Genomic DNA, 26,975 nt, shown 5'->3' on the forward strand with positions numbered 1-26,975 from the left:
GCGAGGGCCGGGCATACCGGCGCGACTAGCCTCGGCCGTCTCGGGAACTAACAAACGAAGGGAATGCGAAGGAAGGACGAGGCCCGGCCGGTGCCGGGCCGGGGAAGGCGAGATGGCAGCCGAGTCGCGTTGGGACAGGACACTGGCTTCCGAGGAGATCACGAACCGCACGGCAAGCTTCACCGGCGAACTGCACAACGTGACCGGTGCGCGGCTGGTCGCGGAGGAGTTCCTCTACGACCTGGCCCGTGCGGCGCCTCCCGCGGCGCCCGAGCACTGGGACGACATCCTTCTCGTGGTCACCGAACTGGCGGCGAACGCCGTGCAGTACGCCCCCGGGCCGTTCCAGCTGCGGCTGCGCCGTACCTTCGACGGCGTGCACGTGGTCATGCACGACACCAGCGCGACCGAGCCCGCACCGCGTCCCTTCCATCCGAGCCAGGGCGGCGGCGGCATCGGCTGGCATCTGATCCACACCTTGTCCGACCAGGTGAGCGTCGTCACCGGTGAGCGGGGCAAGGACATCCACGTCTTCCTGCCCTGGTGACCTCGCCGGCCGGGTCAGGTGCTCACGGGGCGCAGGGGCACCAGCACGCTGATCGTCTTGCCGCCGCCCTCCCGCAGGTCCACGGCGATGTCCCGGGCCAGCCGGGCGACCAGCGGCCAGCCGTAGCCGCCTCCGGGGTGCGTGGTGGGGAAGGCGTACACGGCCCGCGGCACCACCGCACTGTGGTCGTGCACGGCGATCCGCAGCCCCTCGGGCGTCGGCCGCACCTCGAAGCCGGCCAGTCCGTCACCGTGCCGGATCGCGTTGGTGACCAGCTCCGAGACCACCAGCAGCAGGTCGACGACGTCCTCGTCGCGGACCGTGCGGCCGGGGCCGCCCCACTGGGCGCGCGCCACCGACTCGGCGTACGCGCGTGCCGTCGCCGCGCTGTCCACCACGGCCGGCGCCTGCACCCCCGGGGGCGCGACGCCGGACGAGACCGTGATGGTCCCTTCGCTTGGTTCCATGTCCTGGGTCCCCGTTTTCAGCGTGTTCCGTGTGCTCTCTCCGGCGCCCGGTCAGGTCGCGGGAGTCTCCCGCGGTGGCAGCCGATGGTAGTAGTCGCCGACGGACGCCAGGTACGCGCGGTCCATCGTCTCGCTGTCGGTCCGGAACCGCGGCGCGGCCTTCACCTCGGCCCTGGCGCAGGTCAGCGTGACCGTGCGGGACTCGGGGTCGATGGAGCGGACCACGCCGACCGGCACCAGCACACTCCGGCCGAACACCCAGACTCCGGTGTCGACGACCAGGTGCTGCATGCCGAAGTGCTCGGCCTGCCGGTCCACGTGCCCGATGGTTCCGTCGTCGGCGACGACGGTGCAGCCCGTCAGGTCCTGTCCCTCCACGTGACCGCTGTCCGCCGCGTACGACCAGATGCTCTCCATCGGCACGCTGTCCCTTCCCTCCCGTTTCGGCGACCTCGCGGAGCCGGTCCGGCCCCACAGCAGCAGATACCCGGCCGGGGCCGCCGCATTCGGGCCGGCGGTCCGATCGGGGGTGGCGAAATGCCGCCGCGCACGGGGGCGGCCCCGCTTTGTCCGCACCCCGCACCTGGGTTAATCTCGGGCGTATTTTCTCATCGTGCGGATCCGTGAACAGCGGAAATGCCACGCAACAGCCCGGACCCACCCAATCGGTCCGGAGGGGGTCCGAGTCCTCGCTCCGAGGGCTCCTGGGGAGCGGAACGAGGGTGCAATGACCAACGACAGCGCCGGGGCCGTCGACGCGGTTCCGGCCGATCAGGAGTTGCGCCGCCTCCTGGCCGGCCTGACGGCCGTGCGGGACGGCGACTTCGGCACCCGTCTGCCGGACGACGCGGACGGCCTGATGGGCGACATCGCCAAGGTCTTCAACGGCATGGTCGACCAGTTGTCCGTGTTCACCTCCGAGGTCACCCGGGTGTCCCGCGAGGTCGGCACGGAGGGCACCCTCGGCGGACAGGCGAAGGTGCCGGGGGTCTCGGGCACCTGGGCCGACCTGACGGACTCGGTCAACGCGATGGCGGGCAACCTGACGACGCAGGTGCGTGACATCGCCCAGGTGGCCACCGCGGTGGCCAAGGGCGACCTCTCCCAGAAGATCGACGTCGACGCCCGCGGCGAGATCCTCGAACTCAAGAACACCATCAACACGATGGTCGACCAGCTCTCCGCCTTCGCCGACGAGGTCACCCGCGTCGCCCGCGAGGTCGGCACCGACGGACGCCTCGGCGGCCAGGCCGACGTCCAGGGCGTCAAGGGCACCTGGCGCGACCTCACCGACTCGGTGAACTTCATGGCGGGCAACCTGACCAACCAGGTCCGCAACGTCGCCCAGGTGGCCACCGCGGTGGCCAAGGGCGACCTCTCCCAGAAGATCACCGTGGACGCCCGCGGCGAGATCCTCGAACTCAAGAACACCATCAACACGATGGTCGACCAGCTCTCCGCCTTCGCCGACGAGGTCACCCGCGTCGCCCGCGAGGTCGGCACGGCCGGGAACCTGGGCGGCCAGGCCCGGGTGCGCGGGGTCTCGGGCACCTGGAAGGACCTCACCGACAACGTCAACGTGATGGCGTCGAACCTGACCGGTCAGGTCCGCTCCATCGCCCAGGTCGCCACCGCCGTGGCCCGGGGCGACCTGTCGCAGCGGATCACCGTCGACGCCAAGGGCGAGGTCGCGGCGCTGGCCGACGTCATCAACACGATGGTCGACACCCTGTCCGCCTTCGCCGACGAGGTCACCCGCGTCGCCCGCGAGGTCGGCACCGACGGACGCCTCGGCGGCCAGGCCAACGTGCCGAACGTAGCGGGCACCTGGAAGGACCTCACCGACAACGTCAACTCGATGGCCAACAACCTCACCGGCCAGGTGCGCAACATCGCGCTGGTGACGACCGCGGTGGCCCGGGGCGACCTGTCGAAGAAGATCGACGTCGACGCGCGCGGCGAGATCCTCGAACTGAAGACGACGATCAACACGATGGTCGACCAGCTGTCCGCCTTCGCCGACGAGGTCACCCGCGTCGCCCGCGAGGTCGGCACCGAGGGCCGCCTCGGCGGTCAGGCCGAGGTGGAGGGCGTCTCCGGCACCTGGAAGCGCCTCACGGAGAACGTCAACGAGCTGGCGGGCAACCTCACCCGCCAGGTCCGCTCGATCGCCCAGGTCACCTCCGCCGTCGCCGAGGGCGATCTGACCCGCTCCATCAACGTGGAGGCGTCCGGCGAGGTCGCCGAGCTCAAGGACAACATCAACTCCATGGTGGAGTCCCTGCGGCAGACCACCCGGGCCAACCAGGAGCAGGACTGGCTCAAGACCAACCTGGCCCGCATCTCCGGCCTGATGCAGGGCCACCGGGACCTGCCCGTGGTCGCCGAGCTGATCATGGACGAGCTGGTGCCGCTGGTGTCGGCACAGTACGGCGCGTTCTACCTGGCCGAGGACGGGGACCAGGGTCCCGAGCTGCGGCTGGTCGGCTCCTACGGCTACCCGGAGAACACGGCCAGGCCCACCCGCTTCGCCTTCGGCCGCACCCTGGTCGGCCAGGCGGCGCGCAGCCGGCGCACCATCCTGGTGGACGACCTGCCGGCCGGCTACCTGACCGTCTCCTCGGGGCTCGGCGAGATCGTGCCGACGGCCCTGGTACTGCTGCCCATCGTGGTCGAGGGACAGGTCCTCGGCGTCATCGAACTCGCCTCGGTCGCCCCGTTCACGCAGATCAACCAGGACTTCCTGCAAATGCTGATGGAGACCATCGGCGTGAACGTCAACACGATCGTGGCCAACGCCCGTACCGATGAACTCCTGGCCGAGTCGCAGCGCCTCACCGGCGAGCTCCAGGCCCGCTCGGCGGAGCTGCAGGCTCAGCAGGAGGAACTCCAGCACTCCAACGCCGAGCTGGAGGACAAGGCGTCCCTGCTGGCGACGCAGAACCGGGACATCGAGGCGAAGAACCTCCAGATCGAGCAGGCCCGGCAGGAGCTGGAGGCACGGGCCCAGCAGCTGTCGCTGGCCTCGAAGTACAAGTCCGAGTTCCTGGCCAACATGAGCCACGAACTGCGCACCCCGCTCAACAGCCTGCTGATCCTCGCCCAGTTGCTCGCCCAGAACCCCTCGCGCAACCTCACCCCGAAGCAGGTCGAGTACGCGGGCATCATCCACTCCGCCGGCTCGGACCTGCTCCAGTTGATCAACGACATCCTGGACCTGTCGAAGGTCGAGGCGGGGAAGATGGACGTCGCCCCGGAGCGGGTGACGCTGCGGCAGCTCATCGAGTACGTCGAGGCCACCTTCCGGCCCATGACGACGCAGAAGGGCCTGGAGTTCACGGTGGCGACGGCCGCCGGTGCGCCCGCGGACCTGCTGACCGACGACTCCCGGCTGCGTCAGGTGCTGCGCAACCTGCTGTCCAACGCGGTGAAGTTCACCGAGCGGGGCGGTGTGGAGCTGGCCGTCGAACCGGCACCGGACGACGAGGTGCCCGCGGGCGTGGTCCGGGGCGGTGCCGTGGTGGCCTTCCGGGTGAAGGACACGGGCATCGGCATCCCCGAGCAGAACCTGGAGTCGATCTTCGGAGCGTTCCAGCAGGCGGACGGCACGACGAGCCGCAAGTACGGCGGCACCGGGCTCGGCCTGTCCATCACGCGGGAGATCGCCCAGCTGCTCGGCGGCGCGGTCACCGTGGACAGCACGCCCGACCGGGGCAGCACCTTCACGCTGTTCCTGCCCGTGACCCGGCCCGACTTCGAGGAACTGCATCTCCGGGGCCCGGATCGGGTGCCGGACGAGGCGTCCGTCGACGTGCTCGACCGGCCGGCACCGGTGCCCGAGCTGACGAGCGGCGGTCACCGGCCGCGTCCGCGGCGGCTGCTGGTCGTGGAGGAGCGCCCGCGCGGTCTGCTCACCCTCGTCGCGGAGAGCGTGATCGCCGATCTGACGCACGGGCGGGACGAGGCGGGCGACCGGCCCCCGCTCGACGTGATCACCGCCGTGGGGGCGCAGGAGGCGGCGGGCGCGCTGGCGGCCGAGCCGTGCCACTGCGTCGTCCTGGAGCTGGGCATGCCGGACGAGGAGGCGTCGCGGTTCCTGCACGCGCTGCGGGGCGACTCCGCGCTGGCGAGCGTGCCCGTGCTGGTGCACAGCGGTCACCGCGCGGACGCGGCCCTGGAGGAGAACCTGCGCTCCGGCGCGGCGGGCGGGGTGCTGGAGTTCCTGTCCAGCCTCGACGAGCTGCGCGAGCGCATCGCCCTGCACCTCGCCGCCGAGGAGCCCGGGGACGTACTGACCCTGGTCCGGCCGGAGGAGCCCCGGCGCGCGAGTGCGTACCTCGGGGAGGACTCCCCCACCGGGCGCACCGTTCTCGTCGTCGACGACGACGCGCGCAACCTCTTCGCGCTCAGCGGGATCCTGGAACTGCACGGTTTCCGTGTCCTGCACGCGGAGAACGGCCGCCGGGGCATCGAGAAGCTGACGCACCACCCGGAGATCGCGCTGGTCCTGATGGACGTGATGATGCCGGAGATGGACGGCTACACGGCGACGGCGGAGATCCGCCGGATGCCCGAGTACGCCGAGCTGCCGATCATCGCGGTCACCGCCAAGGCGATGCCCGGCGACCGGGAGAAGAGCCTCGCCTCGGGCGCCAGCGACTACGTCACCAAGCCCGTCGACACCCAGGACCTCATCGCCTGCGTCCGACGGTGGCTGCCCGCATGACCACACCGGCCCCCGTCCCGTACCAGGGTGGGCCGGACGGAGCGCGGCGCGGCCCGTCGCGCTCCGTGGCCCTCGCCAGCCGAGGAGCGTCCCCGTCGTGAGCAAGTCCGAGCAGTCCCGCGAACCGGCCGCCGCCGCACCGCGGGAGGCGTCCGCCGCACCGCCCCCGGCACCCGGGCCGCCGCAGTCCTGCGCGCTCGACGGACCGGCCGTCGGCATGCGCGCCCTGACGCCGCTGTCGCCCGTGGGCCGGCTGGCGGCCACCGTCGACCGGCTCAGCAGCGAGGTACGGGCCGCCCAGGCGGAGGCCGAGGGCCGGGCCCTGATCGAGCTGGCCAAGGGCATCCTGGTGGCGCGGCTCGGCTGCGGTCCGGCCCAGGCGGCGCGGCAGCTCGCCGAACTGGCCGGACAGTCCCGGGTGACGCCGCTGGAGTTCGCGGTCGACGTCATCAACCAGGCGGCACGGGACCGGATGTCGGAGGTGACGGACGCCTTCCTCGCGGCGACCGCCGCCGTGCGCTCCGAGCCCGACCGGGACCCCGGGACCGACACGGACGGCCGGTACGGCGGGGACTCCCGGCGGGACGGGCGGCCCGGGGAGGCGGGGGCCGACTCCGCCGCCGTACGCCTGCGGGCCGCCGAGAGCGGGGCGCTGGCCGCGGGCGACACCCAGGCCGTGGCCGACTCACTGCTGGAGCAGGCGCTGCGCCCGCTCGGCGCGGTCGCGGTGGCCATCTGGGCGGCCGGGTACGACGGGTCGCTCACCCTGGCCGGCAGCGCGGGGTTCTCCCCGGCCGAGGCCACCCGCTGGCGCTACGTGCCGCCGGACGTGGCGACGGTCGCCCGGTCCGGACTGACCGAGCGGGCCGGGCAGTGGATCACGTCGCTGGCGGATACGGGGCTGCCCAGCGTGGGCCGGCACCAGTATCCGGACGGCGGCAGGGTCGCCGTGCCCGCCGGTACCGGAGGACGCCTGCACGGCGTGCTGGAGATCGCCTGGCCGGCGCCGCTGATGCCGCAGCCGCCGCAGGTGGTGCGCCAGGTGGAGGCCCTGGCGGAGCTGTGCGCCCACACCCTGGAGTCGTACACGCCGCCGAACGGCGCCGGGCAGCAGCCGAGGGTCCTGCCGGACGCGGTCGAGCTGATGGACCTGGCCGACGGACTGTACGACCCCGCCCTGGTGCTGGTGCCGCACCTGGACGCCGACGGCCACCTGGCGGACTTCCGCATCCAGCACGTGAACGAGAGCTTCATGGACCCCGCCGGACGGCCGCGTGCCGTGGTGAGCGGCGCCCTGCTGCTGGAGGCGTACCCGCTGGCCGCCGGGGACAGCGAGCTGTTCCGGCACGTCGAGCGGGTGTACGCGACGGGCGAGCCGTTCCGGGCCCGGCGGATGAACCTGACCGCGCTGGTGGACCAGGTGGCGCTGTCGGCGGTCGCGGACATAAGCGTCAGCCGGCACGGCAACGCCGTCCTGCTCATCTGGCGGATCGAGGACGAGACGGCCCGGCTGGCCAGCCTCCTCCAGCACGCCCAGCGCCTGGGCCGCATCGGCGGTTTCGAGGAGAACCTGCTGACCGGCGAGATCACCTGGAACGGGCAGCTCTTCGACCTCTACGGACGTCCGCGGACGAGCACCCCGGTACGGCTGGAGGAGCTGGCCGCCCACGCCCATCCGGACGACGCGGTGGCCATCGGACGCTTCCTGCGCACGCTGCTGCACCACCGGCGGCCGGCGTCGGCGGCGTTCCGGCTGCAGCGGCCGGACGGTGTGACCCGGCACGTGCGGGTGGTGGCCGAGCCGGTCCTGGACACCGACGACCGCCTGCTCGTCGTACGGGGGGCCTATCAGGACATCTCCGCCCAGCACTGGACCGAGGTGGCGCTCGCCGCGACGCGCGACCAGCTGGCCCACACCGAGCAGCAGGCCATCGAGCGCAACCGGCTGACCCTGCAGTTGCAGCACGCCATCATGCCGCCGGCGCAGACCCCGCTGAAGATGCCGGAACTCCAGGTGGCCGTCCGCTACCGGCCCGCGGAGACGGAACAGTTGGTCGGCGGCGACTGGTACGACGCCGTGAGGCTGCCGAACGGTCTTGTGCTGCTGTGCGTCGGCGACGTGGCCGGACACGGCATAGAGGCGGCGACCAGCATGGTGGTGCTGCGCAACGCGCTGCGCGGCCTGGCGGTGACCGGGGCCGGTCCGGGCCAGCTGCTGTCCTGGCTCAACATCGTCGCGCACCACCTGACGGGCGGTGTCACCGCGACCGCGGTGTGCGGGCTGTACGACCCGGCGCGGCGCACCCTGCGCTGGGCCAGGGCGGGCCATCTGCCGCCGGTGCTCGTGCGCGGCGTACGGGCGGAGCGGCTGCCGCTGGTCAGGGGGATGCTGCTGGGCGCGGTCGCGGAGGCGGCGTACGAGGAGGCCGAGGTGCAGCTGGCCGGCGAGGACACGCTGCTCATGTACACCGACGGCCTGATCGAGCGCCGGGACCGCTCCGTGGAGGAGGCGCTGGACCAGTTGCTGACCACTGTCAGCCCGACGCCGACCACCCTGGACCAGCATCTGGACCGGCTGCTCACCTACAGCCGCTCGGACACCGACGACGACACCTGTCTCGTGGGTATCCGGGTCGGCTGAACGGCGGTCCGCGAACCCGTCCCGGCGGCTGTGCATGGGACCGGGATTCGGGGGTAATCGCCGGGCGCGGCGGATCACCACGGTCCGCCGCGACGCCGCGTTGTTGGAGGTACACGTGCCCATCGCCCAGAACCCGTTGTCCGTCGAGGTGACGCTGCCGCGGGAGGAGATCGCGCTGCTGAAGGTGGCGGGCTACCTGGACGTCGACACCGCGACCGAACTGCAGCATCACCTGGCCAACCAGCTCCACCACGGCCGGCGGCACTTCCTGCTGGACCTGTCGGAGGTCCCGTTCATGGACTCCTCCGGTATGAACATCATCCTGCGGGTCTACCAGGAGGCCCGGGAGCTGCCGGGCAGTGTGCACATCATCGCCCCCGCCCCGGCGGTGCGGCGCGTCCTGGACCTGACCGGGGTGAGCATCACCGTGCCGGTCTCGGAGAGCACCGAGGAGGCGCTCTCCCGCGTCGACGCGCAGCCGGAGGGTCCCGACCTGCCGCAGGCCTGAGACCCCGGCCCCTCCGCGCGGACACCGGTCGCGCGGGAGCAGGTGTCGTACGAGGTCGGAGGGTGGTTACAGTTGTCGCCCGGCAGAGTCACATCACCGCCGCACCGCTTAGCGCGCTGCGGGCGGCAGGAGCGGATGAGGAGTGGAACAGGTGCCGGAAGAGGGAACCGCGGGATCGCCCACGCTTGAGATCAGGGACTTTCTGCGGCGCCGCCGGGAGCAGATCGCCCAGCGCTGGGCGGACGAGCCCCTGTTCCGCGCCGTGTTCACCGTCTCGCGCGACGAGGCGGTCGAGGCGGGCAAGGCCGTGGTCGACGCGCTGGCTCAAGTGGCGGACGCGGAACGGGTGGAGGATCCGGACGCCGCGGGATTCACGACAGTGCGCGAGCAGTTGGCGCGGATGGGCGCGGCCCGCTCCCGGGCGGGCCTGAGCAGCGCGCAGGTGTCGGGAGAACTGGCCACGCTGCGTACGCCGGTGGAGAACCTGCTCATTGCCGATCTGCCCGACGACTCCGTCGAGCACACCCGCTCCTGTCTCGCCACGCTGGGTGTGCTGATGGGCACCCTGCGCGTCGTGGTGATGCAGACGGCGCTCAGCGAGGGCCAGGCACTCATCGACCGGCAGCGGCTGCAGCTGATGGAGGTCGCCACTCCCGTCATCAAGCTGTGGGACGGCGTCGTGGCCGTGCCGCTGATCGGCACGCTGGACAGCGCCCGCAGCCAGGTGGTGATGGAGACGCTGCTGGAATCCATCGTGGAGCAGCAGGCGCGCTTCGCGATCCTGGACATCACCGGGGTCCCGACGGTCGATTCACTGGTGGCCCAGCACCTGATGAAGACGGTCGCGGCGGCCCGGCTGATGGGCGCCGAGTGCCTGGTCTCCGGCATCCGGCCGGCGATCGCGCAGACCATGGTCCACCTCGGTCTCGACCTGGGCAACGTGCCCACCCGTGCGAGCCTCGCCGACGCGCTGGCGTACGTGCTGCACCAGCTCGGGGTGGGCATCGTGGCGCCCGGCGCGAACGGAGCGGTCACGCGGTGAACGAGGGATTCCCGGGACCCGGCGGGGCTCCCCCGGCGGGTCGTCTTCCGGTCCTGCGGCTCGGTGACGTCCTGCTGGTCACCCTGCAGGGAGACCTGCACGACAGCACGGCGCAGCAGCTCCAGGAGGATCTCGCCGAGACCATCGTGGGCAGTGGCGCCACGGGTGTGATCATCGACATCTCCGGTGTGGAGATCGTCGACTCCTTCCTCGGCCGGGTGCTGGCCGAGATCGCCGGGCAGAGCGGCCTGCTCGCCGCCCGGACCGTCGTGGTCGGCATGCGGCCCGCGGTCGCCATCACGCTGGTGGAGCTGGGTCTGACGCTGCCGGGCATGCGGACGGCGCTCAACACCGAGGCGGCCATGGAGTTCCTCACGGGGCAGACCCCGTCGTCCCGCTCCGGCGGCCTGCGCCGGGAGACTTTGTGATGCACACTGCCGCGGGCTCCCAGGCCCGCCTGCCGATCCGTTCGGACATGGATCTGGTGTGGGTGCGACAGCATGTGCGACAGGCCGCCGCCCAGACCGGCTTCGGCCTGGTGGACCAGACCAAACTGGTCACGGCGGCCAGCGAACTGGCACGCAACACGCTCGTGTACGGCGGTGGCGGCACGATGGAGACGGAGCAGCTGACCGACGGGGGCACCCGGGGGCTGCGGCTCACCTTCGCCGACGAGGGACCGGGCATCGCGGATCTGGAGCAGGCGCTCAGCGACGGCTTCACCTCCGGTGAGGGACTGGGCCTGGGGCTGGGCGGGGCCCGGCGGCTCGTGCACGAGTTCGCGATCGAGAGCGCCCCGGGCACGGGCACGACGGTGCGGGTGACCTCCTGGGTGGGCAGACCGCCGCGCCCGCGCGAGGAGTCCTGATGCCACGCGTGTGGGACGTGCCGGTGCACGACTCGACCCGGGTGCGTGACGTCAGGGTGGCCGCGGAACAGGCGGCGGCGCTGGCCGGACTGGACGAGCGGCGCACCGCCACCGCGGCGCTGGTGGCGACCGAGCTGGCCACCAACCTGCTCAAGCACGCCGGGGGCGGCCGGGTCCTCATCGACGTGGTCGCTCCGCCCGTCCTCGCCGACGGCCGGGACGGAGCCCGGCTCGTGCAGGTCACCACGGTGGACCACGGCCCCGGGATCGCCGACGTGCCGGCCGCCCTGGGGGACGGCTTCACCACCACGCGCTCCCTCGGTGCCGGTCTGGGCACCTGTGCGCGTCTCTCGGACCACTTCGACCTGCACAGCGTTTCGGGACGGGGCACGGTGGTGGCCGCCCGGATCGGCGCCGTACCCGACGGCCCGGCCGGCGAGCCGGGCCCGGCGGACCGGGTGCGGGCCGGCGGCGTCAACCTCCCCTTCGGCGGAGCGGAGTACTCCGGCGACGCCTGGGCCTGGGTGCGCGCGGGCGACCTGGTCACGCTGATGCTGGCCGACGGTCTGGGCCACGGCCCGGAGGCGGCCCGTGCCTCGACCGCCGCCGTCGACGCCCTGCGCGACGCGGCCCACGTCACCCCCGCGGACGCGCTGCGGCGGCTGGACCGGGCGCTGACCGGCACCCGCGGCGCGGCGGTCGCGGTGGCCCAGGTCGACACGCGGGCCGGCGTGCTCAGGTTCGCCGGCGTCGGCAACATCGGGGCGCGGCTGTGCGAGGGCGGCACCTGGCGCCACCTGGTGTCCCGGCCCGGCATCATCGGCACCCACCGGCCCACGACCCTGCGTGAGGAGACGGCGGACTGGGCGGACGACCGGGTGCTGGTGCTGCACAGCGACGGTCTGCCGAGCCGCTGGACGCCGACGTCGGAGACCTGCCGTGCGACGGTCGACCCCGCGGTGACCGCCGCCGTCACCCTCCGCGACGCCAGCAGCCCGGCCCGCCCGGTGCGGGACGACACCGCGGTCGCCGTGCTGGCCCCCGTCCCGGCGGACCGCCCATGACCCGTACCTGGCAGATCAGCGACCTCACCGACGCGGCCCGCGCGCGCGTCGCCACCGCGCGGCTGGCCGCGGCCTGCGGCGTGCCGCCGCTGGAGCGCACCCGTCTGACGGCCGCGGTCGGCGCGCAGCTGCGGCTGTGCCTGACCAAGGGCGGCACCTGGCGGCTGACCCTCACGACCGGCCCCGCGGGCCGCGCAGCGGCGGGGACCGGGGCGGGCGCCCTGCACGCCGTGGTGACCTCGCCGGACGCCGCTGCCGCGGGCGAGCCGCCGTGGCAGGTCACGGTGGCCTGCCCCGAGCCGGCCACGGATCCCGGGGACGTCCCCGTGCCGGACGACGCGGCCGGGCTGGCGGAGGCCCTGCTCGGTGCCGACGAGGACACGGCGCTGGTCCTGGAGCGGCTCGGCGAGCAGGAGGACCTGGTCGACTTCCACCGCGAGGAGTTGCAGCAGACCAACCAGGGCGTCGTGGCGCTGCACGCGGAGCTGGACGCCGCCGGGCGGGCCCAGCGGGAGGCGTTCGCCGCCGAACGCAAGGCGCGCACGGAGGCGGAGAACGCCCGGCGCCGGCTGACCTTCCTGGCGGACGCGAGCGCGGTGCTCACGGCGTCCCTGGACCACCACGAGATCGTGCGGCGGCTGCCGGAGCTGCTGGTGCCCGAGTACGCTGCGAGCGTCGACGTCTGGCTGTTCGAGCAGGACGACGGGCGGCCGGGGCAGGCGCATCCGGCGGCGGCCGTGGTCGCGGCCCGCACCGGACGGGCGCAGTACGCCGCCACGCGCCCGGGGCACCTGCCCGGCGTCCAGGACCAGCCGCCCTCGGCGCTGGACCCGGACCGGCCCGCGCTGTGCATCCCGCTGCCGACCCGGCAGGCCCCCCAGGGCGTGGTGACCCTGTCACCGCCCGGGGAGCAGTGGGACCCGGACGACGCCGTCATGCTGGTGGAGCTGACCCGGCGGGCGAGCATCGCGATCGACCACGCCCGGCGCTACCAGCACAACCGCGACATCGCGGAGACGCTCCAGCGGGCCCTGCTGACGGAGCTGCCCTCCCCGGCGGGCCTCGGGCTGGCCGCCCGCTACCTGCCGGCCACCCACGGGCTGAACATCGGCGGCGACTGGTACGACGCCTTCCGCCAGCCCGACGGCGGGGTCATCACCGTGGTCGGCGACGTCACCGGGCACGGGCTGCGCGCCGCCGTGATGATGAGCCAGCTGCGTACCGCGCTGCGGGCGTACGCCGTGGACGGCGGCAGCCCGGGGCGGCTGCTGACCCGGCTGCACACGTTCCTGCACCACCTGCAGCCCGACCTGTTCGCCACCGCCGTCATCGCGCGTTTCCACCCCGACGACCCGACCCTGACGTGGGCCGCCGCCGGCCATCCGCCGCCGGTGCTGCGGACCCCGGACGGGCAGGTGCGGATCCTGGACGACAAGCCCGGCGCGATGCTCGGCATCCCGCTCCGCCAGGAGATCGCCGACCACACGGTGCCGCTGGCGCCCGGCTCCACGCTCGCGCTGTACACCGACGGTCTGGTGGAGCGCCGCGCCCAGGGCATAGACCCGGGCATCGGGCGACTGGCCGACGCGCTGGGCTCGTTCGCGCCGGCGGAGCTGGAGACGGACCTGGAGGGTGCGGCGGACGGGCTCCTGGATCCGCTGCTCAGCGACTCCGAGCGGGACGACGACGTGTGCCTGCTGCTCTGCCACCTCCGCGGCCCGGCCTGACCGGAGGCACCACTCCCCCGGCCGCGCCCGCCCGGCCGCACCCGCCTGCCGCACCCGGCTGGCCGCACCGGCGTGGGCGCGATGGGATTGTCGAGGTGCGAAGCAGCGATCCAGGGGCAGGCGAAGGGCGTTCGCGGCGGAACGTCCGACGCCGCAGAAAGGGATGAACACCGTGACACGACCCAGGATTCTGGTGGTCGGCGCAGGTTTCGCCGGCGTCGAGTGCGTCCGCCGACTGGAGCGGAAGCTCGCCCCCCGAGAAGCCGACGTCACCCTGGTGACACCGTTCTCCTACCAGCTCTACCTGCCGCTGCTGCCGCAGGTCGCCTCCGGGGTGCTGACCCCCCAGTCCATCGCGCTCTCCCTGCGCCGCAGCAGCCGCTACCGCACCCGGATCATCCCGGGCGGCGCCATCGGCGTGGACCTCAAGGCGAAGGTGTGCGTGGTGCGCACCATCACCGACCAGATCGTCAACGAGCCGTACGACTACATCGTCCTCGCGCCCGGAAGCATCACCCGCACGTTCGACATCCCGGGGCTCACCGACAACGCGTTCGGCATGAAGACGCTGGCGGAGGCCGCGTACGTCCGCGACCACGTCATCTCCCAGCTGGATCTCGCCGACGCCAGCCAGGATCCGGTCGAGCGCGCCTCCCGGCTGCAGTTCGTGGTCGTGGGCGGCGGCTACGCCGGTACCGAGACCGCGGCCTGCCTCCAGCGGCTCACGCACGCGGCCGTCAAGCGCTACAACCGGCTCGACCCGAGTCTGATCAAGTGGCACCTGATCGACATCGCTCCCAAGCTGATGCCCGAGCTGGGCGAGAAGCTCGGCCGCGACGCGCAGGAGGTCCTCGCCCGGCGCGGCATCGAGATCTCCCTGGGCGTGTCCATCGACAAGGCCGGTCCCGAGGAGGTCACCTTCACGGACGGCCGGGTGGTGCCGACCCGCACGCTGATCTGGACGGCGGGCGTGGTGGCGAGCCCGCTGATGGCCACGCTCGGCGCGGAGACGGTCAAGGGGCGGCTCGCGGTCACCGCCGAGATGTGCCTGCCGGACCACGACGGGGTGTTCGCGCTGGGCGACTCCGCCGCCGTGCCCGACCTCGCCAAGGGGCAGGACGGCGCGGTGTGCCCGCCCACCGCCCAGCACGCGATGCGACAGGGCCGGCACGTGGCCGAGAACCTCATCGCCACCCTGCGCAACCAGCCGATGCGGCCGTACGTGCACAAGGACCTCGGTCTGGTCGTGGACCTCGGCGGCACCGACGCGGTCTCCAAGCCGCTCGGCATCGAGCTCAAGGGTTTGCCGGCGCAGGCCGTGGCCCGCGGCTACCACTGGTCGGCGCTGCGCACGGGCGTGGCCAAGGCCCGGGTGGCGGCCAACTGGGCGATCAACGCGGTGGCCGGCGACGATTTCGTCCGCACCGGCTTCCAGGCCCGCAAACCGGCCAAGCTGAAGGACTTCGAGTACACCGACGCCTATCTGACCCCGGAGCAGGTGCGAGAGCGGGTCGAGGGGGCGGGTCTGAAGGAGCGGTGACCCCGCGGCCGGTTCCGGCCCGCGGCATGGCATGCTGAGAAGTGGATCTCGGCGTGAACCGGCCGGGAATCGGCTGTGAATCGGGAGAGTGTACGGCGGCGTGAAGGCAGCGGGGCGCTCGGTGCGGACACGGCTGCGGGACAGCGTCGCCGCGTCCGACCCCGGGCTGTTGCGGCTGACGGCGGGTCTGCGGACGGTGGGCGCCATCGCACTGACGCTGGGCGTGCTCGCCGCGTTCGGCGTGGACGTCAAGCATCTGGTGGCGGGCGCCATGGCGGCGATGGTCGCCACGTTCGCCATCCGGGAGAAGGAGCTGGGCCCGCAGGCCGTGACGCTGGCGCTGGGCCTGCCCGTCGCCCTGGCCTCGGTGTCGCTCAGCGCGCTGCTCACCTCGCGGGTGGTCATCGGCGACGCGATCTTCGTCGTTCTGATCTTCTGCGCGGTCTTCGTCCGCCGGTTCGGCGACCGCGGCACCGCGCTGGGGCTGATCGGGTTCCAGGTCTACTTCGTGTCGCTGTTCGTCGGCGCGAAGATGTCGGGGCTGCCGGCCCTGTGGGCCGCCTTCGCGGTGGCGTTCGCGTCCAGCGCGGTGGTGCGCTTCGGGATCGTACCGGCGACGCCGGCGCGGATCCTGCAACGGCTGCGGCAGGCGTTCCGGGCCCGTCTGGCGCAGCTGATCGCCACGCAGGCCGAGCTGCTGGACGCCGGTCCCGACGACATCGAAAAGACCCTGGAGCGGCTGCGGGAGGGCACCGCGCGGCTGCACGAGACGGCCCTGATGATCCAGTCCCGGCTGGAGGAGGGCACGCCCGACGAGTCCACCGCGCGGCTGGTGCAGCGGCGCATCGCGGACGCCGAGATCGCCGCCGAACGGCTGGGCCTGCTGCTGCTGACCGCGCGCAGCGCCGAGCGGGCGGACACCCTGACGCTGCATCTGCCGGGGGCGCCCGCGCCCTCGGTGGGCCACTCGCCGGCGCCCGGTGAGGCGACGGAGATACTGCGCCGGGACCTGGCGGCGCTGCGCACGCTGGTGCTGAAGCCGCCGGCCGAGGCGCGCGGGACCGCGCTGTCCCAGCTGCGCAACCGGCTCCTGGGCTACCGCGACGAGGAGAACCTGCCCGAGGCGACCCCGGCCGTCCAGGACGTGTTCCGCGGTATCGGTGAGAGCGCGCGGGCGGTCATGGGTCTGCGGATCGCGCTGGACGGCCCGCAGGACGAGTCGGACGACTCACCGGCGACGGCCCGTTCCCGGGAGGAGCTGGACGCCGAGGACGCGGCGATCGACGCGGGCGAGGAGGCGGCGGCCGAGGACGAGCCGACCGGGCTCAGGCGGCCCACGACGCGGGCCGCGGTGCAGGTGGCGGTGGGGTCGTCGCTGGCCATCGTGGGCGGTGAGTTCCTGTCGACGCAGCGCTGGTACTGGGCGGTGCTCACCTGCTGGATCGTCTTCATCAACACCGCGTCCACCGGCGAGATCCTGGTCAAGGGCTACCGCCGGCTGCTGGGCACCGTGCTGGGCGTGGTGGCCGGCATCGTGCTGGCCGGTCTGGTCGGCAACCACACCTGGACCGCGTTCGGGCTGGTGCTGGTGCTGATCTTCGCGATGTTCTACACGGCCCCGCTGTCGTACACCCTCATGTCGTTCTTCGTCACGGCGATGCTGGGGCTGCTGTACACCCTGCTGCACACGTACAGCATGTCGGTGCTGCTGCTGCGGGTGGAGGAGACGGCGCTGGGCGCGGCGTGCGGGATCGTCGCGGCGGCGCTGGTGCTGCCGATACGGACCGACCGGCGGACGAACGAACTGCTCGGCACGGTGCTGGAGCGGCTCACCGACGTCACCGAGGGCGCCGTCGACCAGCTCAGCGGCGGTCCCGCGGCCGACCTGCTGGACACGGCCCGGGAGCTGGACCAGGCGCTGGGCGATCTGCGGGCCGCCGTACAGCCGCTCACCCACCCGATCACGCCGCTGCGCTCGCGGCGCAACACGGCGCAGTACGTGGTTGCGCTGCTGGAGACCTGCGCCTACCACGCGCGGTCGCTGGCCGCGACGGCCGAGCTGCTGCCCACCCACCCCTCGATCGCGGCCGACCCGAGGCTGCGCGGGGCGGTGCGGCGCACGGTGCGCAACATCGAGGCGATCGCCGCCCACGTCGAGGACGAGGACACCGTGACCGAGGTGGAGACCGGCCCCAGCATCGCCTCGCTGCTGGAGCCGGACGCCGCCGGGACGCCCCGGTACGGCAGGATCACCGGCCGGGTACTGCGGCACCTGGAGCGGCTCGACGAGGCCGTGGTCGGCCTCGCCCGGCCACTGGGTGTGGCCGTGCGGACTCCGCAGCGCTGAGCTGCCGGAGGCGGGCGGTCAGAAGTCGCTGGGCAGACCGCTCGCCTCGGCGATGCCGCGCAGTTCCTCGTTCTGCCGGTGGCGTTCCTTGAGGTAGTCGGCTATCTCGCCGAGGCGTTCGGGGTCGGCGGCGGTGGTCGCGTCGGTGACGACCCGGACCGGGCCGGTCTCGTCGGTGCTGATCTCGACGACTTCGTTGTCCAGCCGCCCGGTCACCGCGGTGGCGATGACCAGGGCGGCCTCGTCCCTGATCTCCTGGGGCAGTGCCTCGGCGTTGTCGCCGTCCAGGGAGAAGTCGATGGTCGGCATCTGCTGCTCGTCGATCGCCTGGAGGACCGGTTCCACCACGCTGAGCAGCAGCTGGTAGTCGTCGTTCGGCATGCGGACGCGCAGAAGGTCGAGGTAGACGTCCACGGGACGTCCGTCCGGCGGAGGAATCTCGTGTTCGTTCATTCGCCCCGTGTTCCCCGTGCCGCCCGGCTCAGACGCGGCGCCAGCGTGCCAGCGCGAAGGAGAAGACCCCGAACAGCACCAGACCGGCGGCCACGAGGGCCAGCAGCCAGGGGCCGAGGGGCGTGTCGGCGAAGGAGCGGAGGGTGTCGTCGAGGCCCTTGGCCTGATCGGGCTTGTAGTCCACCGCGGCCCGCACCGCGAAGGCGCCCGCCGCCGCGAAGACGGCTCCGCGGGCCACTCCCCCGCCGACGCCGGTGACGTCGAGCAGCGTCCGGGCCCGGGAGCCGAGGGCGCCGAGCTTCAGCTTCTTGTGGTAACTGCGGCGGATGGCCTGTACGGCGATCACCACTCCGGCGACGACGATGCCGGCTCCGGCCAGTCCCACGATCCACTGCCCGGCGGGCATCTCCATGACCTTGGCCGTGACGTCCCGGGACTGCTGGTCGCTCGAGCCGCTGCCGCCCGCGCCGGCCGCGAAGGCCAGGACGGAGTAGGCGACGAAGGCGTAGAAGACGCAGCGGGCCGCGGCCGGCAGCCGCTTCTTGGCCTTGTGACCGTCCTTGCCGGTGGCGCCGAAGGCCGCCTCGGACAGCCGCCACAGCGCCATGCCGACGAGCCCGATGCCCAGCGCCCACAGCAGGACGGCGCCGAACGGCTTGTCCGCCAGCTCCTCCAGGGCGCCGCCGCGGTCCGCCTGCCGGCTTCCGGAGCCGAAGGCGATCTGCAGGGCCAGGATGCCGACCAGCAGGTAGATGACTCCGCGAGCGCTGAGCCCCGCCCTGGCGGCCCCCTCGGCGGCCGATCCGTTCGCGGCCCTCCGGGCGCTGCCGCGGCCTGTGCTTGCCATGACTCGTGCGTTCATGTGGACCTCCCCTCCGGGACACCGCATGCCCCGGCATCGGCCCCGCACGCACGGACCGGCCCGTACACCGCCCAGCGGTGTACGGGCCGGAGTTCACGCCGTCAGAGCTGCGGGGGACGGCCGCCGGCCGTCCGCTCGCCGAGCGCCTCGTCGCGCACCCGGGCGCAGCTGCGGCTGATGAGCCGTGAGACGTGCATCTGCGAGATGCCCAGCTTGTCGGCTATCCGGCTCTGCGTCATGTCCTCGAAGAAGCGCATGTAGAGGATGGCGCGTTCGCGTTCGGGCAGCCGGCGCAGGCCCGTCTTGGCGGACTCGCGGTCGATCACGGTGTCGTACGAGCCGTCCGCCGCGCCGAGGGTGTCCGCGAGGCTGTAGCCGTCGTCGCCGGCCGACAGCTCGGCGTCCAGTGACAGGGTGCTGAAGCTCTCCAGCGCCTCCATGCCGGCGCTCACCTCGTCCTCGGTGAGGCCGGTGTGCGCGGCGAGAGCGGTGAGCGAGGGTTCGGGACTGCCCGGACTCTGGGTGAGTTCGCGGCGCGCCACCCGCACCTTGTTCCGCAGCTCCTGGACCCGGCGGGGGACCCGCAGCGCCCACATCCGGTCCCGGAAGTGGCGCTTGACCTCGCCGGTGATGGTGGGCACGGCGTAACTCTCGAAGGCACCGCGCTCCGGGTCGAAGCGGTCGATGGCCTTCACCAGGCCGAGGGCCGCCACCTGGCGCAGGTCCTCCAGGGACTCGCCGCGGTCCCGGAACCGGCCGGCGATCCGGTGGGCCATGGGCAGCCAGGCGGTGACGAGCTCGTCGCGCAGGGCGTCCCGCTCGGGGCCGTCCGGCAGGCCCGCGAGGCGGCCGAAGAGGGCCATGGTGTCGGGGGCGTCGTCGTGGCGACGGCGGTTGGCGGTCGCGTTGGAGGTTCCCGGGGCGTCGGGGCGGCCGGTGGGCGTTTCTACGAGCATGCGGATTCGCTCCTGAACGGTGGTGTCAGGGGACTTGCCGCGAGAACGGAACCGTCCGGTCCCGCCCCGGTCGCGATCCGTCGCGATCCGGAGGGGCCGGAGCGGCCATACCGCTCCCGCTGCTGCGCCTCCGGTCCGAAGCACGATTCTGCGACTGCCCCTGCCCCGGTAGAACAAACTCCGCTTTGCGAAATGTACTCAGGACAGCGGAACGAGGACCGTGATGCACTTGCCGCCGGCGGGAAGATCTGCCACGCGTACGTCGTGGGCCAGTCGGCAGACGATCGGCCAGCCCCGGCCGCCGACGCGGCGGCGGCCCTGGTCGTCGGTGGCCGGTACGGCCACCGGCAGGTCGTGGCTGCGGTCGCTGACCGACAGGCGTACGCCGGGTCCCACGACGTCGACCCGGAAGTCGGTGATGCCGCCGCCGTGCAGGATCGCGTTGGTGGTCAGCTCCGAGGCGACCAGCACGGCGTCCGAGAGGGCGCGCGCGTCGTACCGGGCGGGGCCATCGGCGCCCCGGCCGGTGACGGCACGTTCGACGGCTCTGCGGGCGTCGGCGGGCCGGCACGGGCCGGACCGGTCCGAGCCGTAATGATCCACGACGGTTTCGGTCGTGTGCCTGTCGCGCATACGTCCGCTCCCTGATCGGTGACATGAGCCTTCGGTCCGGGCCGCGCCCGCTGGTGGGCGCCGTACGGACCCGTCACTTCCGGCTGACCTGTGGCCGCACCGGCAAACGTCGCGCCCTCCTTATGGCCCAACGGCCATCCGGGCGCCCTGCGCGGGTACGCGGAGTACATGACGGATGTTGTGGACTCGGACGAACTGCTCCGCCGGATGCACCGGGCGAGGACCTGTGCGCTGGAGGAGACACGGAGCTGGCGGGACCGGAGCGCGGAGCTGCGGCCGACCGATCCGGAGGGATCCCGGGAGGCCGCCGTACGGGCGGTGGCGTACGAGGCCGTCCTGCGGGTGCTGGACGAGGTGCTGACCCCGGGGCGCCACCCGCAGTGAGCGGCGCCGGGACGGACCGGCGCCGCCGGGCATGCGTGAGTCCGGTCACGTACGGCCACCCCGGTTTCCCCGCACACCCCAAGATGGTTTAGCGTTCATCCATACGTGGCGACGGAGTCGATCGAAAAGTCCTCCGCGGTCACCGCCAACGGCCCTGGCCGGCCTCCCCCGTCCGGCCAGGGCTTTTTCATGTCCGCGCGCCGCCGTCCCCGGATTCCGCACCGAATCCGTACGGGATCCGCCGTCCGCCGAATGGCCCAGCGGGCCGACAACGACTGAAATGGGCATAGGGAAAGCCCCGGAACCGAATCGCCGGCGAGGAGCCCCGCGCCATGACCAAAGCGATCAAACTCCTGACCGCGCTTCCCCCGGCCCAGCGCGAGCGGCTGATGGCCCTCGCGCGGGAGATCTCGTTTCCGGAGGACGCCCGGATCTTCGAGGCGGGCGACCGGGCCGACCGCTTCTGGGTCATCCGCTCCGGCGCGGTCTCCCTGACCCAGCAGGTGACGTCCATGCAGAAGGTCACCGTCGCCAGCCTCGGCGTGGGCGACCTGCTCGGCTGGTCCTGGCTGTTCCCGCCCTACGAGTGGGACTTCGGCGCCGAGGCGTTCAGCCAGGTGCGCGCCTACGAGTTCGACGCGGCCACGGTGCTCGACCTGTGCGAGCAGGACCCGCACCTGGGCATCGTGCTGGTGCGGTCGGTCGCCGAGATCCTCGCGCACCGGCTGGAGACCACCAGGGGCCGGCTCATGGACCACTACGCGCTGCACGGGCGCGGGTCCCTGTAGGCGGCTCAGACGCGGTAGCGGCGCAGCGCCGGCACCGCGGCCGCCAGGGCCAGCATGACCACCACGACGAGCAGCCCGCCGCCCGTCACCGCCTCGCGCGCGCCGAAGGCGGAGCCCGTCGTGCCGTGCAGGACGTCGGCCAGCCGCGGACCGCCCGCCACGACGACGGTGAACACACCCTGCATCCGCCCGCGCATCTCGTCGGTCGCGGCGGACAGCAGGATCGCCCCGCGGAACACCATGGACACCATGTCGGCGACTCCCGCCACCGCCAGGAACGCCACCGCGAGCCACAGACTCCCGCTCAGTCCGAACCCGGCGATGGCGGCACCCCAGACGACGACCGCGCCGATCACCATCCAGCCGTGCCGCCGTGCCCGGGAGAAGGTGCCCGAGAAGAGCCCGCCGGCCACCGCGCCGACCGGGATCGCCGCGAACAGCAGCCCCAGGGCGAGCCCCTCGCCGTACGGGGCGTAGGTCTCGGCGGCGAGCTGCGGGAACAGCGCGCGGGGCATGCCCAGGACCATGGCGACGATGTCGGCCAGGAAGGACAGCAGCAGCACCTTGTGTCCGGCGATGTAGCGGAAGCCGGCCGCGATCTCGCGCACGCCCGCGCGCCGCACCGCCGTGCCCGCGAGCGGCGGGAGGGCGGGCAGCCGGTAGACCGCCCACACCGTGACGCACAGGGCCAGCGCGTCGATCAGGTACAGCTCGGGCAGCCCGATCACCGGGATGAGCGCACCGGCGAGCAGCGGACCGACCACCTGCCCGGTCTGCATCACGGTCGAGCCGAGCGCGTTGGCCGCGGGCAGTTCGCCCTCGGGCACCAGCCGGGCGATGGAGGCGTTGCGGGCCGGGGCGTTGAGGCCCCAGAAGGCCTGCTGGAGCGCGAGCAGCAGCATCAGGGCGGCCACCGACTCCAGGCCGGTGACCGCCTGCACCCAGAACAGCAGCGAGGTGACGGCGATGCCGGTGTTGGTGATCAGCAGCAGCTTGCGGCGGTCCATGGTGTCGGCGACGGCGCCGCCCCAGAGCGCGAACACGATCAGCGGCAGCAGACCGGCGAGACTGGCGGCGCCCACCCAGGCCGAGGAACCGGTGATGTCGTAGATCTGCTTGGGCACCGCGACCGCGGTGAGCTGGCTGCCGACGGCCGTGACGATGGTCGAGGACCACAGCCTGCGGTAGGCGGGGCGGCGCAGCGGGCGGGTGTCCATCGCCCAGCGGCGCCACCCGCGCTGCTCCCCCTCGTCCGGGGCGGGGGTCTTCGCCGTCCCCTTCTCGGTCCCGCTCTCGCTGCTCTCGCTGGTGTCCACGCGCTTCCTACGTGCTCGATACATCTTTCGGCTGCGGAGATCAGTGTCGCAGCTCCGTCCGAGCGGGCGGTCAGGCGTCGGCGATGAGGCTGACGCCGAGGACGATCATGGTGGCGGCGACCAGTCCGTCCAGCACCCGCCAGGCCGCGGGCCGGGCCAGGAAGCGGCCGAGGTGGCGGGCGCCGAAGCCGAGGACCGCGAACCAGACCAGGCTGGCCGCGGCGGCGCCCAGACCGAAGGTCCAGCGCAGCGGGCCCCGGTCGGCGGCCACCGAGCCCAGCAGGAACACGGTGTCGAGGTAGACGTGCGGGTTGAGCCAGGTCAGCGCCAGGCAGGTGAGCACCGCCCGGCGGCGGGAGCCCGCGGTGTCGCCCTCCGCCCGCAGCGCGCCGGCCGGGCGGAACACGCGCCGGGCGGCGAGGGCGCCGTAGCAGAGCAGGAAGGCGCCGCCGATCCAGCCGACCACGGTCAGCGCGTCCGGCCACGCCACCACCACCGCGCCGACCCCGCCGACGCCCAGGGCGATGAGCAGGGCGTCGGACAGGGCGCAGATGCCGACCACGGCGAGGACCGCGTCGCGACGGATCCCCTGCCGCAGGACGAAGGCGTTCTGGGCGCCGATGGCGACGATGAGCGAGAGTCCGGTTCCGAAGCCGGCGGCCGCGGCGGTGAGGGCGTTGGTCATGCTCTCGACGCTAAGCGGACGATCACCGCAGGTACAGCTAAAGATTCTTACGTATCCTTAGCGCTTGTGATGACGGACCGGATGACGGAGCGGACCGCGGATCTGCCGCTCGACCAGGTGCGCACCCTGCTGGCCGTGGTGGACGAGGGCACCTTCGACGCGGCCGCCGCTGCGCTGCACGTGACGCCGTCCGCGGTCAGTCAGCGGGTGAAGGCCCTGGAACAGCGCACCGGCCGGGTCCTGCTGCTGCGCACCAAGCCGGTGCGGCCGACGGAGTCCGGCGCGGTGCTGGTGCGCCTCGCCCGCCAGGTCGCCCGGCTGGAGCGGGACGCCTACGGCGAGCTGGGGCTGAGCGGGGCGGCCGGCGAGCCCACCCGGGTGTCGGTCGCCGTCAACGCGGACTCGCTCGCCACCTGGTTCCTCGGCGCGCTCACCGAGTTGCCGCCGGAGCCCCGGCTCTGCTTCGAACTGCGGCGCGAGGACGAGGCCCACACGGCGGCCCTGCTGCGGGAGGGCGTGGTGATGGCCGCGGTGACCTCCTCGCCCGATCCCGTCCCGGGCTGCGCCGTCCGCTTCCTGGGACGGATGCGCTACCTGCCCTGCGCGGGGCCCGGATTCGCCGCGCGGCATCTGGGCGGGCCGCTGCGCAAGACGCTGGGAGTGGCACCCGTGGTGGTCTTCGACCGGCGGGACGACTTCCAGGACGGCTTCGCCCGGCGGTTCGGGCACGGCGGCGCGAGCAGCGCGCGGCACTACGTGCCCACCTCGGAGGGTTTCGTGGAGGCCGTCGCCGCCGGCCTCGGCTGGGGCATGGTGCCCGAGCCGCAGGCGGGGCCGCTGCTGCGCGCCGGGAGGCTGGTCGACTTCGCGCCGGACTCGCCGGTGGACGTCCCGCTCCACTGGCAGCAGTGGAAACTCGACTCCCCCGCGCTGGCCATGGTGGCCGACGCGGTGACGGCGGCGGCCCGGCGGGCACTGCGACGCTAGACACATCGCCGGGTCCGTGGCGTCGAGCCGGTTTCGGCCCGCCGCCGACAGGTCACCCGCATCGGAGCAATCCATGCACGAGGGCGCGAACGAAACCGATCGCAGGTGACTTTGATGGACAACTGGCGAGAGCACGCCGCGTGCCGTACGGAGGATCCCGACCTCTTCTTCCCCATCGGCACCACCGGCCCGGCCGCTTTGCAGACCGAGCAGGCGAAGGCGGTCTGCCGCGGCTGTCCGGTCCAGGAGCAGTGTCTGCGATGGGCGCTCGACACCGGGCAGTCCATCGGCGTCTGGGGCGGGACCGACGAGCTGGAACGCCGTGCGCTCAAGCGGCGCGAGGCCGTGCGCAGAAGGTCGGGCGCGTGACCGTCCGGGTGCGCCGCGTCTACGACCCGCCCGAGCCCGGCGACGGGGTGCGGGTCCTGGTGGACCGGCTGTGGCCGCGGGGCGTGTCGAAGGACGCGGCGCGGGTGGACGAGTGGCCCAAGGGCCTCACCCCGTCGACCGGGCTGCGCCGCTGGTACCACGCGGGCGAGGGCTCCTTCGCGGAGTTCACCGAGCGGTACGAGGCCGAGCTGGCCGCACCCGAGGAGGCGGAACTCCTCGACCACGTGCGGGAACTGGCGAGCGCGGGGGACGTGACGCTGCTGACCGCGTCCAAGTCGCCCGGGGAGAGCCACGCCGCCGTGCTGCTCCGCCTCCTCGACGGGAAGTGAGGAGGCGGAGCAGCACGCGGGCGGCCGCCGCCGGTCCGGTCAGGAGGTGCGGCGCGCCGCGTCGCGGCCCGCGGCCCGCCCGGAGAACAGGCAGCCGCCCAGGAAGGTGCCCTCCAGCGCGTTGTACCCGTGCACCCCTCCCCCGCCGAAGCCGGCCACCTCACCGGCCGCGTACAGCCCCTCGACGGGCGTGCCGTCGGCGGTCAGGGCGCGTGAGTCGAGGTCGGTCTGGACGCCGCCGAGGGTCTTGCGGGTGAGGATGTGCAGCTTGACGCCGATCAGCGGGCCCGCCGCGGGGTCGAGGATGCGGTGCGGTCCGGCGACCCGGCCGAGCCGGTCGCCGATGTAGCGGCGGGCGTTGCGGATGCCCTGGACCTGGGCGTCCTTGGCGTACGGGTTGGCCATCTGGAGGTCCCGGGCCTCGATCTGGCGCCGGATCAGGGCCGCGTCCAGGAGCGGCTTGTCGGTCAGCCCGTTCATCCTCTCGACCAGTTGCTCCAGGTTCGGAGCCGTGACGAAGTCGGCGCCCTTCCGCAGGAAGGCGTCCACCGGGGCCGGGGCGCCCTTGCCGAGGACGCGTTCGCGCAGGAAGCCGGCCCGGTCCTTGGCGGTGATGTCGGGGTTCTGCTCGGAGCCGGAGAGCGCGAACTCCTTCTCGATGATCTTCTGGGTGAGGATGAACCAGGAGTGGTCGTGCTCGGCGAGACCGTCCGCGGTGCGCAGGTGCCGCAGGGTGCCCAGGGTGTCGTAGCCGGGCAGGCAGGGCTCGGGCAGCCGGCGGCCGAGGGCGTCGAACCACAGGGACGAGGGTCCGGGCAGGATGCGGATGCCGTGGCCGGGCCAGATCGGGTCCCAGTTGCGCAGGCCCTCGGTGTAGTGCCACATGCGGTCGCGGTTGACCAGGCGGGCGCCGGCGTCGGCGCTGATGCCGAGCATCCGTCCGTCGACGTAGGCGGGGACGCCGGTGACCATCTCGGCGGGCGGGGTGCCGAGACGCTCGGGCCAGTGGCTGCGGACGATGTCGTGGTCGCCGCCGATGCCCCCGGAGGTGACGATCACGGCCTGGGCGGTGAGTTCGAACTCGCCGGTCGCGTCACGGTTGGAGGCGACTCCGCGGGGCGAGTCGTCCTCGGCGAGGACCGTGCCGCGCACGCCGCGCGCGGTGCCGTCCTCGACGATCAGGTGGTCGACGCGGTGGCGGTGGTGGAAGGTGAGCAGTCCGTCGCGCGCGGCCTGCTGTGCGTACCGCACGAAGGGCTCGACCACGCCCGTGCCGGTGCCCCAGGCGATGTGGAAACGGGGCACCGAGTTGCCGTGTCCGCCGGCCCTCAGGTCGCCGCGCTCGGCCCAGCCGACGGTGGGCAGGAAGGTGATGCCGTGCCCGGCGAGCCAGGACCGCTTCTCCCCCGCCGCCCACTCCACGTAGGCCCGGGCCCAGCGCACCGCCCAGGAGTCCTCGTCCTCGGTCCGGTCGAAGCCGGCGCTGCCCTGCCAGTCGTTCCAGGCCAGGTCGAAGGAGTCCTTGACGCCCAGGCGGCGCTGCTCCGGGGAGTCGACGAGGAAGAGACCGCCGAAGGACCAGAAGGCCTGGCCGCCGAGGTTGGCCGCGTTCTCCTGGTCGAGCAGGGCGACCTTCCGGCCCCGGCTGGTCAGCTCGTGGGCCGCGACCAGGCCCGCCAGGCCCGCTCCGACCACGATGACGTCGGCATCCATGA

Annotated in this window: 25 protein-coding genes; 16 read left to right on the forward strand and 9 right to left on the reverse strand. The window is 73.0% G+C overall.

The annotated features are described in order from the left end of the window. Window positions 1-112 precede the first annotated feature (112 nt). Entirely contained in the window at window positions 113-547 is a 435-nt protein-coding gene (locus ACGF3J_RS21145; protein WP_161327987.1) for an ATP-binding protein, read from the forward strand. Window positions 548-561: 14 nt separating this feature from the next. Here the strand turns inward: ACGF3J_RS21145 and ACGF3J_RS21150 are convergent, their stop codons facing one another. Both ACGF3J_RS21150 and ACGF3J_RS21155 read right to left on the reverse strand, forming a co-directional pair. Continuing rightward, on the reverse strand, window positions 562-1,014 hold the full coding sequence (locus ACGF3J_RS21150; protein ID WP_161327986.1) for an ATP-binding protein: 453 nt from the start codon (window positions 1,012-1,014) through the stop codon (window positions 562-564). Window positions 1,015-1,065: 51 nt separating this feature from the next. Further along, window positions 1,066-1,431, reverse strand: coding sequence for a PRC-barrel domain-containing protein (locus ACGF3J_RS21155; RefSeq protein ID WP_161327992.1), 366 nt, complete (start codon window positions 1,429-1,431; stop codon window positions 1,066-1,068). A 310-nt stretch (window positions 1,432-1,741) separates the two neighbouring features. Here ACGF3J_RS21155 and ACGF3J_RS21160 point away from each other — a divergent pair, with 310 nt between their 5' ends. The 10 genes from ACGF3J_RS21160 to ACGF3J_RS21205 all read left to right on the forward strand — a co-directional run bounded on the left by ACGF3J_RS21160 (window position 1,742) and on the right by ACGF3J_RS21205 (window position 17,477). Then, window positions 1,742-5,740: a HAMP domain-containing protein gene (locus tag ACGF3J_RS21160; RefSeq protein ID WP_393854471.1), complete on the forward strand. Its 3,999-nt coding sequence runs from the start codon at window positions 1,742-1,744 to the stop codon at window positions 5,738-5,740. A 217-nt stretch (window positions 5,741-5,957) separates the two neighbouring features. Further along, a complete protein-coding gene (locus ACGF3J_RS21165; RefSeq protein WP_393854525.1) occupies window positions 5,958-8,381 on the forward strand; it encodes a SpoIIE family protein phosphatase in 2,424 nt (807 codons plus the stop codon). 115 nt (window positions 8,382-8,496) lie between these two features. After that, window positions 8,497-8,889 carry an STAS domain-containing protein gene (locus tag ACGF3J_RS21170; RefSeq protein ID WP_161329158.1) on the forward strand — a complete coding sequence of 131 codons (393 nt, stop codon included), beginning with the start codon at window positions 8,497-8,499 and terminating at the stop codon, window positions 8,887-8,889. A 151-nt stretch (window positions 8,890-9,040) separates the two neighbouring features. Further along, complete coding sequence (locus tag ACGF3J_RS21175) at window positions 9,041-9,931, forward strand: STAS domain-containing protein (RefSeq protein ID WP_161329159.1); 891 nt, start codon at window positions 9,041-9,043, stop codon at window positions 9,929-9,931. Beyond that, window positions 9,928-10,359 carry an STAS domain-containing protein gene (locus ACGF3J_RS21180; RefSeq protein ID WP_161329160.1) on the forward strand — a complete coding sequence of 144 codons (432 nt, stop codon included), beginning with the start codon at window positions 9,928-9,930 and terminating at the stop codon, window positions 10,357-10,359. Before ACGF3J_RS21175 ends, ACGF3J_RS21180 begins: the two co-directional genes overlap by 4 nt. After that, window positions 10,359-10,799 (forward strand): anti-sigma regulatory factor, encoded by a 441-nt coding sequence (locus ACGF3J_RS21185; protein WP_161329161.1) that lies wholly within the window; start codon window positions 10,359-10,361, stop codon window positions 10,797-10,799. Before ACGF3J_RS21180 ends, ACGF3J_RS21185 begins: the two co-directional genes overlap by 1 nt. Beyond that, on the forward strand, window positions 10,799-11,863 hold the full coding sequence (locus ACGF3J_RS21190) for an ATP-binding SpoIIE family protein phosphatase (RefSeq protein WP_393854472.1): 1,065 nt from the start codon (window positions 10,799-10,801) through the stop codon (window positions 11,861-11,863). Before ACGF3J_RS21185 ends, ACGF3J_RS21190 begins: the two co-directional genes overlap by 1 nt. After that, window positions 11,860-13,590, forward strand: a complete 1,731-nt coding sequence (locus tag ACGF3J_RS21195) for a PP2C family protein-serine/threonine phosphatase (RefSeq protein ID WP_393854473.1) — start codon at window positions 11,860-11,862, stop codon at window positions 13,588-13,590. The genes ACGF3J_RS21190 and ACGF3J_RS21195 overlap by 4 nt, the downstream gene beginning before the upstream one ends. A 163-nt stretch (window positions 13,591-13,753) precedes the next feature. Then, complete coding sequence (locus tag ACGF3J_RS21200) at window positions 13,754-15,130, forward strand: NAD(P)/FAD-dependent oxidoreductase (RefSeq protein ID WP_161329384.1); 1,377 nt, start codon at window positions 13,754-13,756, stop codon at window positions 15,128-15,130. A 100-nt stretch (window positions 15,131-15,230) separates the two neighbouring features. Next, window positions 15,231-17,477, forward strand: coding sequence for an FUSC family protein (locus tag ACGF3J_RS21205; protein ID WP_393854474.1), 2,247 nt, complete (start codon window positions 15,231-15,233; stop codon window positions 17,475-17,477). A gap of 18 nt (window positions 17,478-17,495) precedes the next feature. Here the strand turns inward: ACGF3J_RS21205 and ACGF3J_RS21210 are convergent, their stop codons facing one another. The 4 genes from ACGF3J_RS21210 to ACGF3J_RS21225 form a co-directional block, all read right to left on the reverse strand. Beyond that, window positions 17,496-17,930: a hypothetical protein gene (locus ACGF3J_RS21210; RefSeq protein WP_122618714.1), complete on the reverse strand. Its 435-nt coding sequence runs from the start codon at window positions 17,928-17,930 to the stop codon at window positions 17,496-17,498. A gap of 28 nt (window positions 17,931-17,958) precedes the next feature. Beyond that, complete coding sequence (locus ACGF3J_RS21215; RefSeq protein ID WP_161332457.1) at window positions 17,959-18,792, reverse strand: DUF1206 domain-containing protein; 834 nt, start codon at window positions 18,790-18,792, stop codon at window positions 17,959-17,961. 101 nt (window positions 18,793-18,893) lie between these two features. Continuing rightward, window positions 18,894-19,748, reverse strand: a complete 855-nt coding sequence (locus ACGF3J_RS21220; protein ID WP_161332456.1) for a SigB/SigF/SigG family RNA polymerase sigma factor — start codon at window positions 19,746-19,748, stop codon at window positions 18,894-18,896. Window positions 19,749-19,946: 198 nt separating this feature from the next. Further along, window positions 19,947-20,381 (reverse strand): ATP-binding protein, encoded by a 435-nt coding sequence (locus ACGF3J_RS21225; protein ID WP_393854475.1) that lies wholly within the window; start codon window positions 20,379-20,381, stop codon window positions 19,947-19,949. A 168-nt stretch (window positions 20,382-20,549) separates the two neighbouring features. Here ACGF3J_RS21225 and ACGF3J_RS21230 point away from each other — a divergent pair, with 168 nt between their 5' ends. Further along, entirely contained in the window at window positions 20,550-20,765 is a 216-nt protein-coding gene (locus tag ACGF3J_RS21230) for a hypothetical protein (RefSeq protein WP_161328881.1), read from the forward strand. A gap of 332 nt (window positions 20,766-21,097) precedes the next feature. Further along, the gene (locus tag ACGF3J_RS21235) at window positions 21,098-21,553 is read left to right on the forward strand and encodes a cyclic nucleotide-binding domain-containing protein (RefSeq protein WP_161327463.1); all 456 of its coding nucleotides are present in this window, start codon (window positions 21,098-21,100) and stop codon (window positions 21,551-21,553) included. A 5-nt stretch (window positions 21,554-21,558) separates the two neighbouring features. Here the strand turns inward: ACGF3J_RS21235 and ACGF3J_RS21240 are convergent, their stop codons facing one another. Together ACGF3J_RS21240 and ACGF3J_RS21245 are read right to left on the reverse strand one after the other, a co-directional pair. Continuing rightward, entirely contained in the window at window positions 21,559-22,869 is a 1,311-nt protein-coding gene (locus tag ACGF3J_RS21240; protein ID WP_161327462.1) for an MFS transporter, read from the reverse strand. Window positions 22,870-22,939: 70 nt separating this feature from the next. Then, entirely contained in the window at window positions 22,940-23,554 is a 615-nt protein-coding gene (locus tag ACGF3J_RS21245; RefSeq protein ID WP_161327461.1) for a LysE/ArgO family amino acid transporter, read from the reverse strand. A gap of 81 nt (window positions 23,555-23,635) precedes the next feature. Between ACGF3J_RS21245 and ACGF3J_RS21250 the strand changes: the two genes are divergently transcribed. The 3 genes from ACGF3J_RS21250 to ACGF3J_RS21260 all read left to right on the forward strand — a co-directional run bounded on the left by ACGF3J_RS21250 (window position 23,636) and on the right by ACGF3J_RS21260 (window position 25,260). Then, the gene (locus ACGF3J_RS21250) at window positions 23,636-24,541 is read left to right on the forward strand and encodes a LysR family transcriptional regulator ArgP (RefSeq protein WP_161327460.1); all 906 of its coding nucleotides are present in this window, start codon (window positions 23,636-23,638) and stop codon (window positions 24,539-24,541) included. Window positions 24,542-24,655: 114 nt separating this feature from the next. Next, the gene (locus ACGF3J_RS21255) at window positions 24,656-24,910 is read left to right on the forward strand and encodes a WhiB family transcriptional regulator (protein WP_114533654.1); all 255 of its coding nucleotides are present in this window, start codon (window positions 24,656-24,658) and stop codon (window positions 24,908-24,910) included. Beyond that, window positions 24,907-25,260, forward strand: coding sequence for a DUF488 family protein (locus ACGF3J_RS21260; RefSeq protein WP_161327459.1), 354 nt, complete (start codon window positions 24,907-24,909; stop codon window positions 25,258-25,260). Before ACGF3J_RS21255 ends, ACGF3J_RS21260 begins: the two co-directional genes overlap by 4 nt. Before the next feature lie 39 nt (window positions 25,261-25,299). Here ACGF3J_RS21260 and ACGF3J_RS21265 read toward each other — a convergent pair whose 3' ends face one another. Then, on the reverse strand, window positions 25,300-26,973 hold the full coding sequence (locus tag ACGF3J_RS21265; RefSeq protein ID WP_161327650.1) for an FAD-binding dehydrogenase: 1,674 nt from the start codon (window positions 26,971-26,973) through the stop codon (window positions 25,300-25,302). Window positions 26,974-26,975: the final 2 nt, after the last annotated feature.

It is taken from the genome of Streptomyces sp. NPDC048171, from assembly GCF_043202655.1.
Lineage (GTDB): Bacteria > Actinomycetota > Actinomycetes > Streptomycetales > Streptomycetaceae > Streptomyces.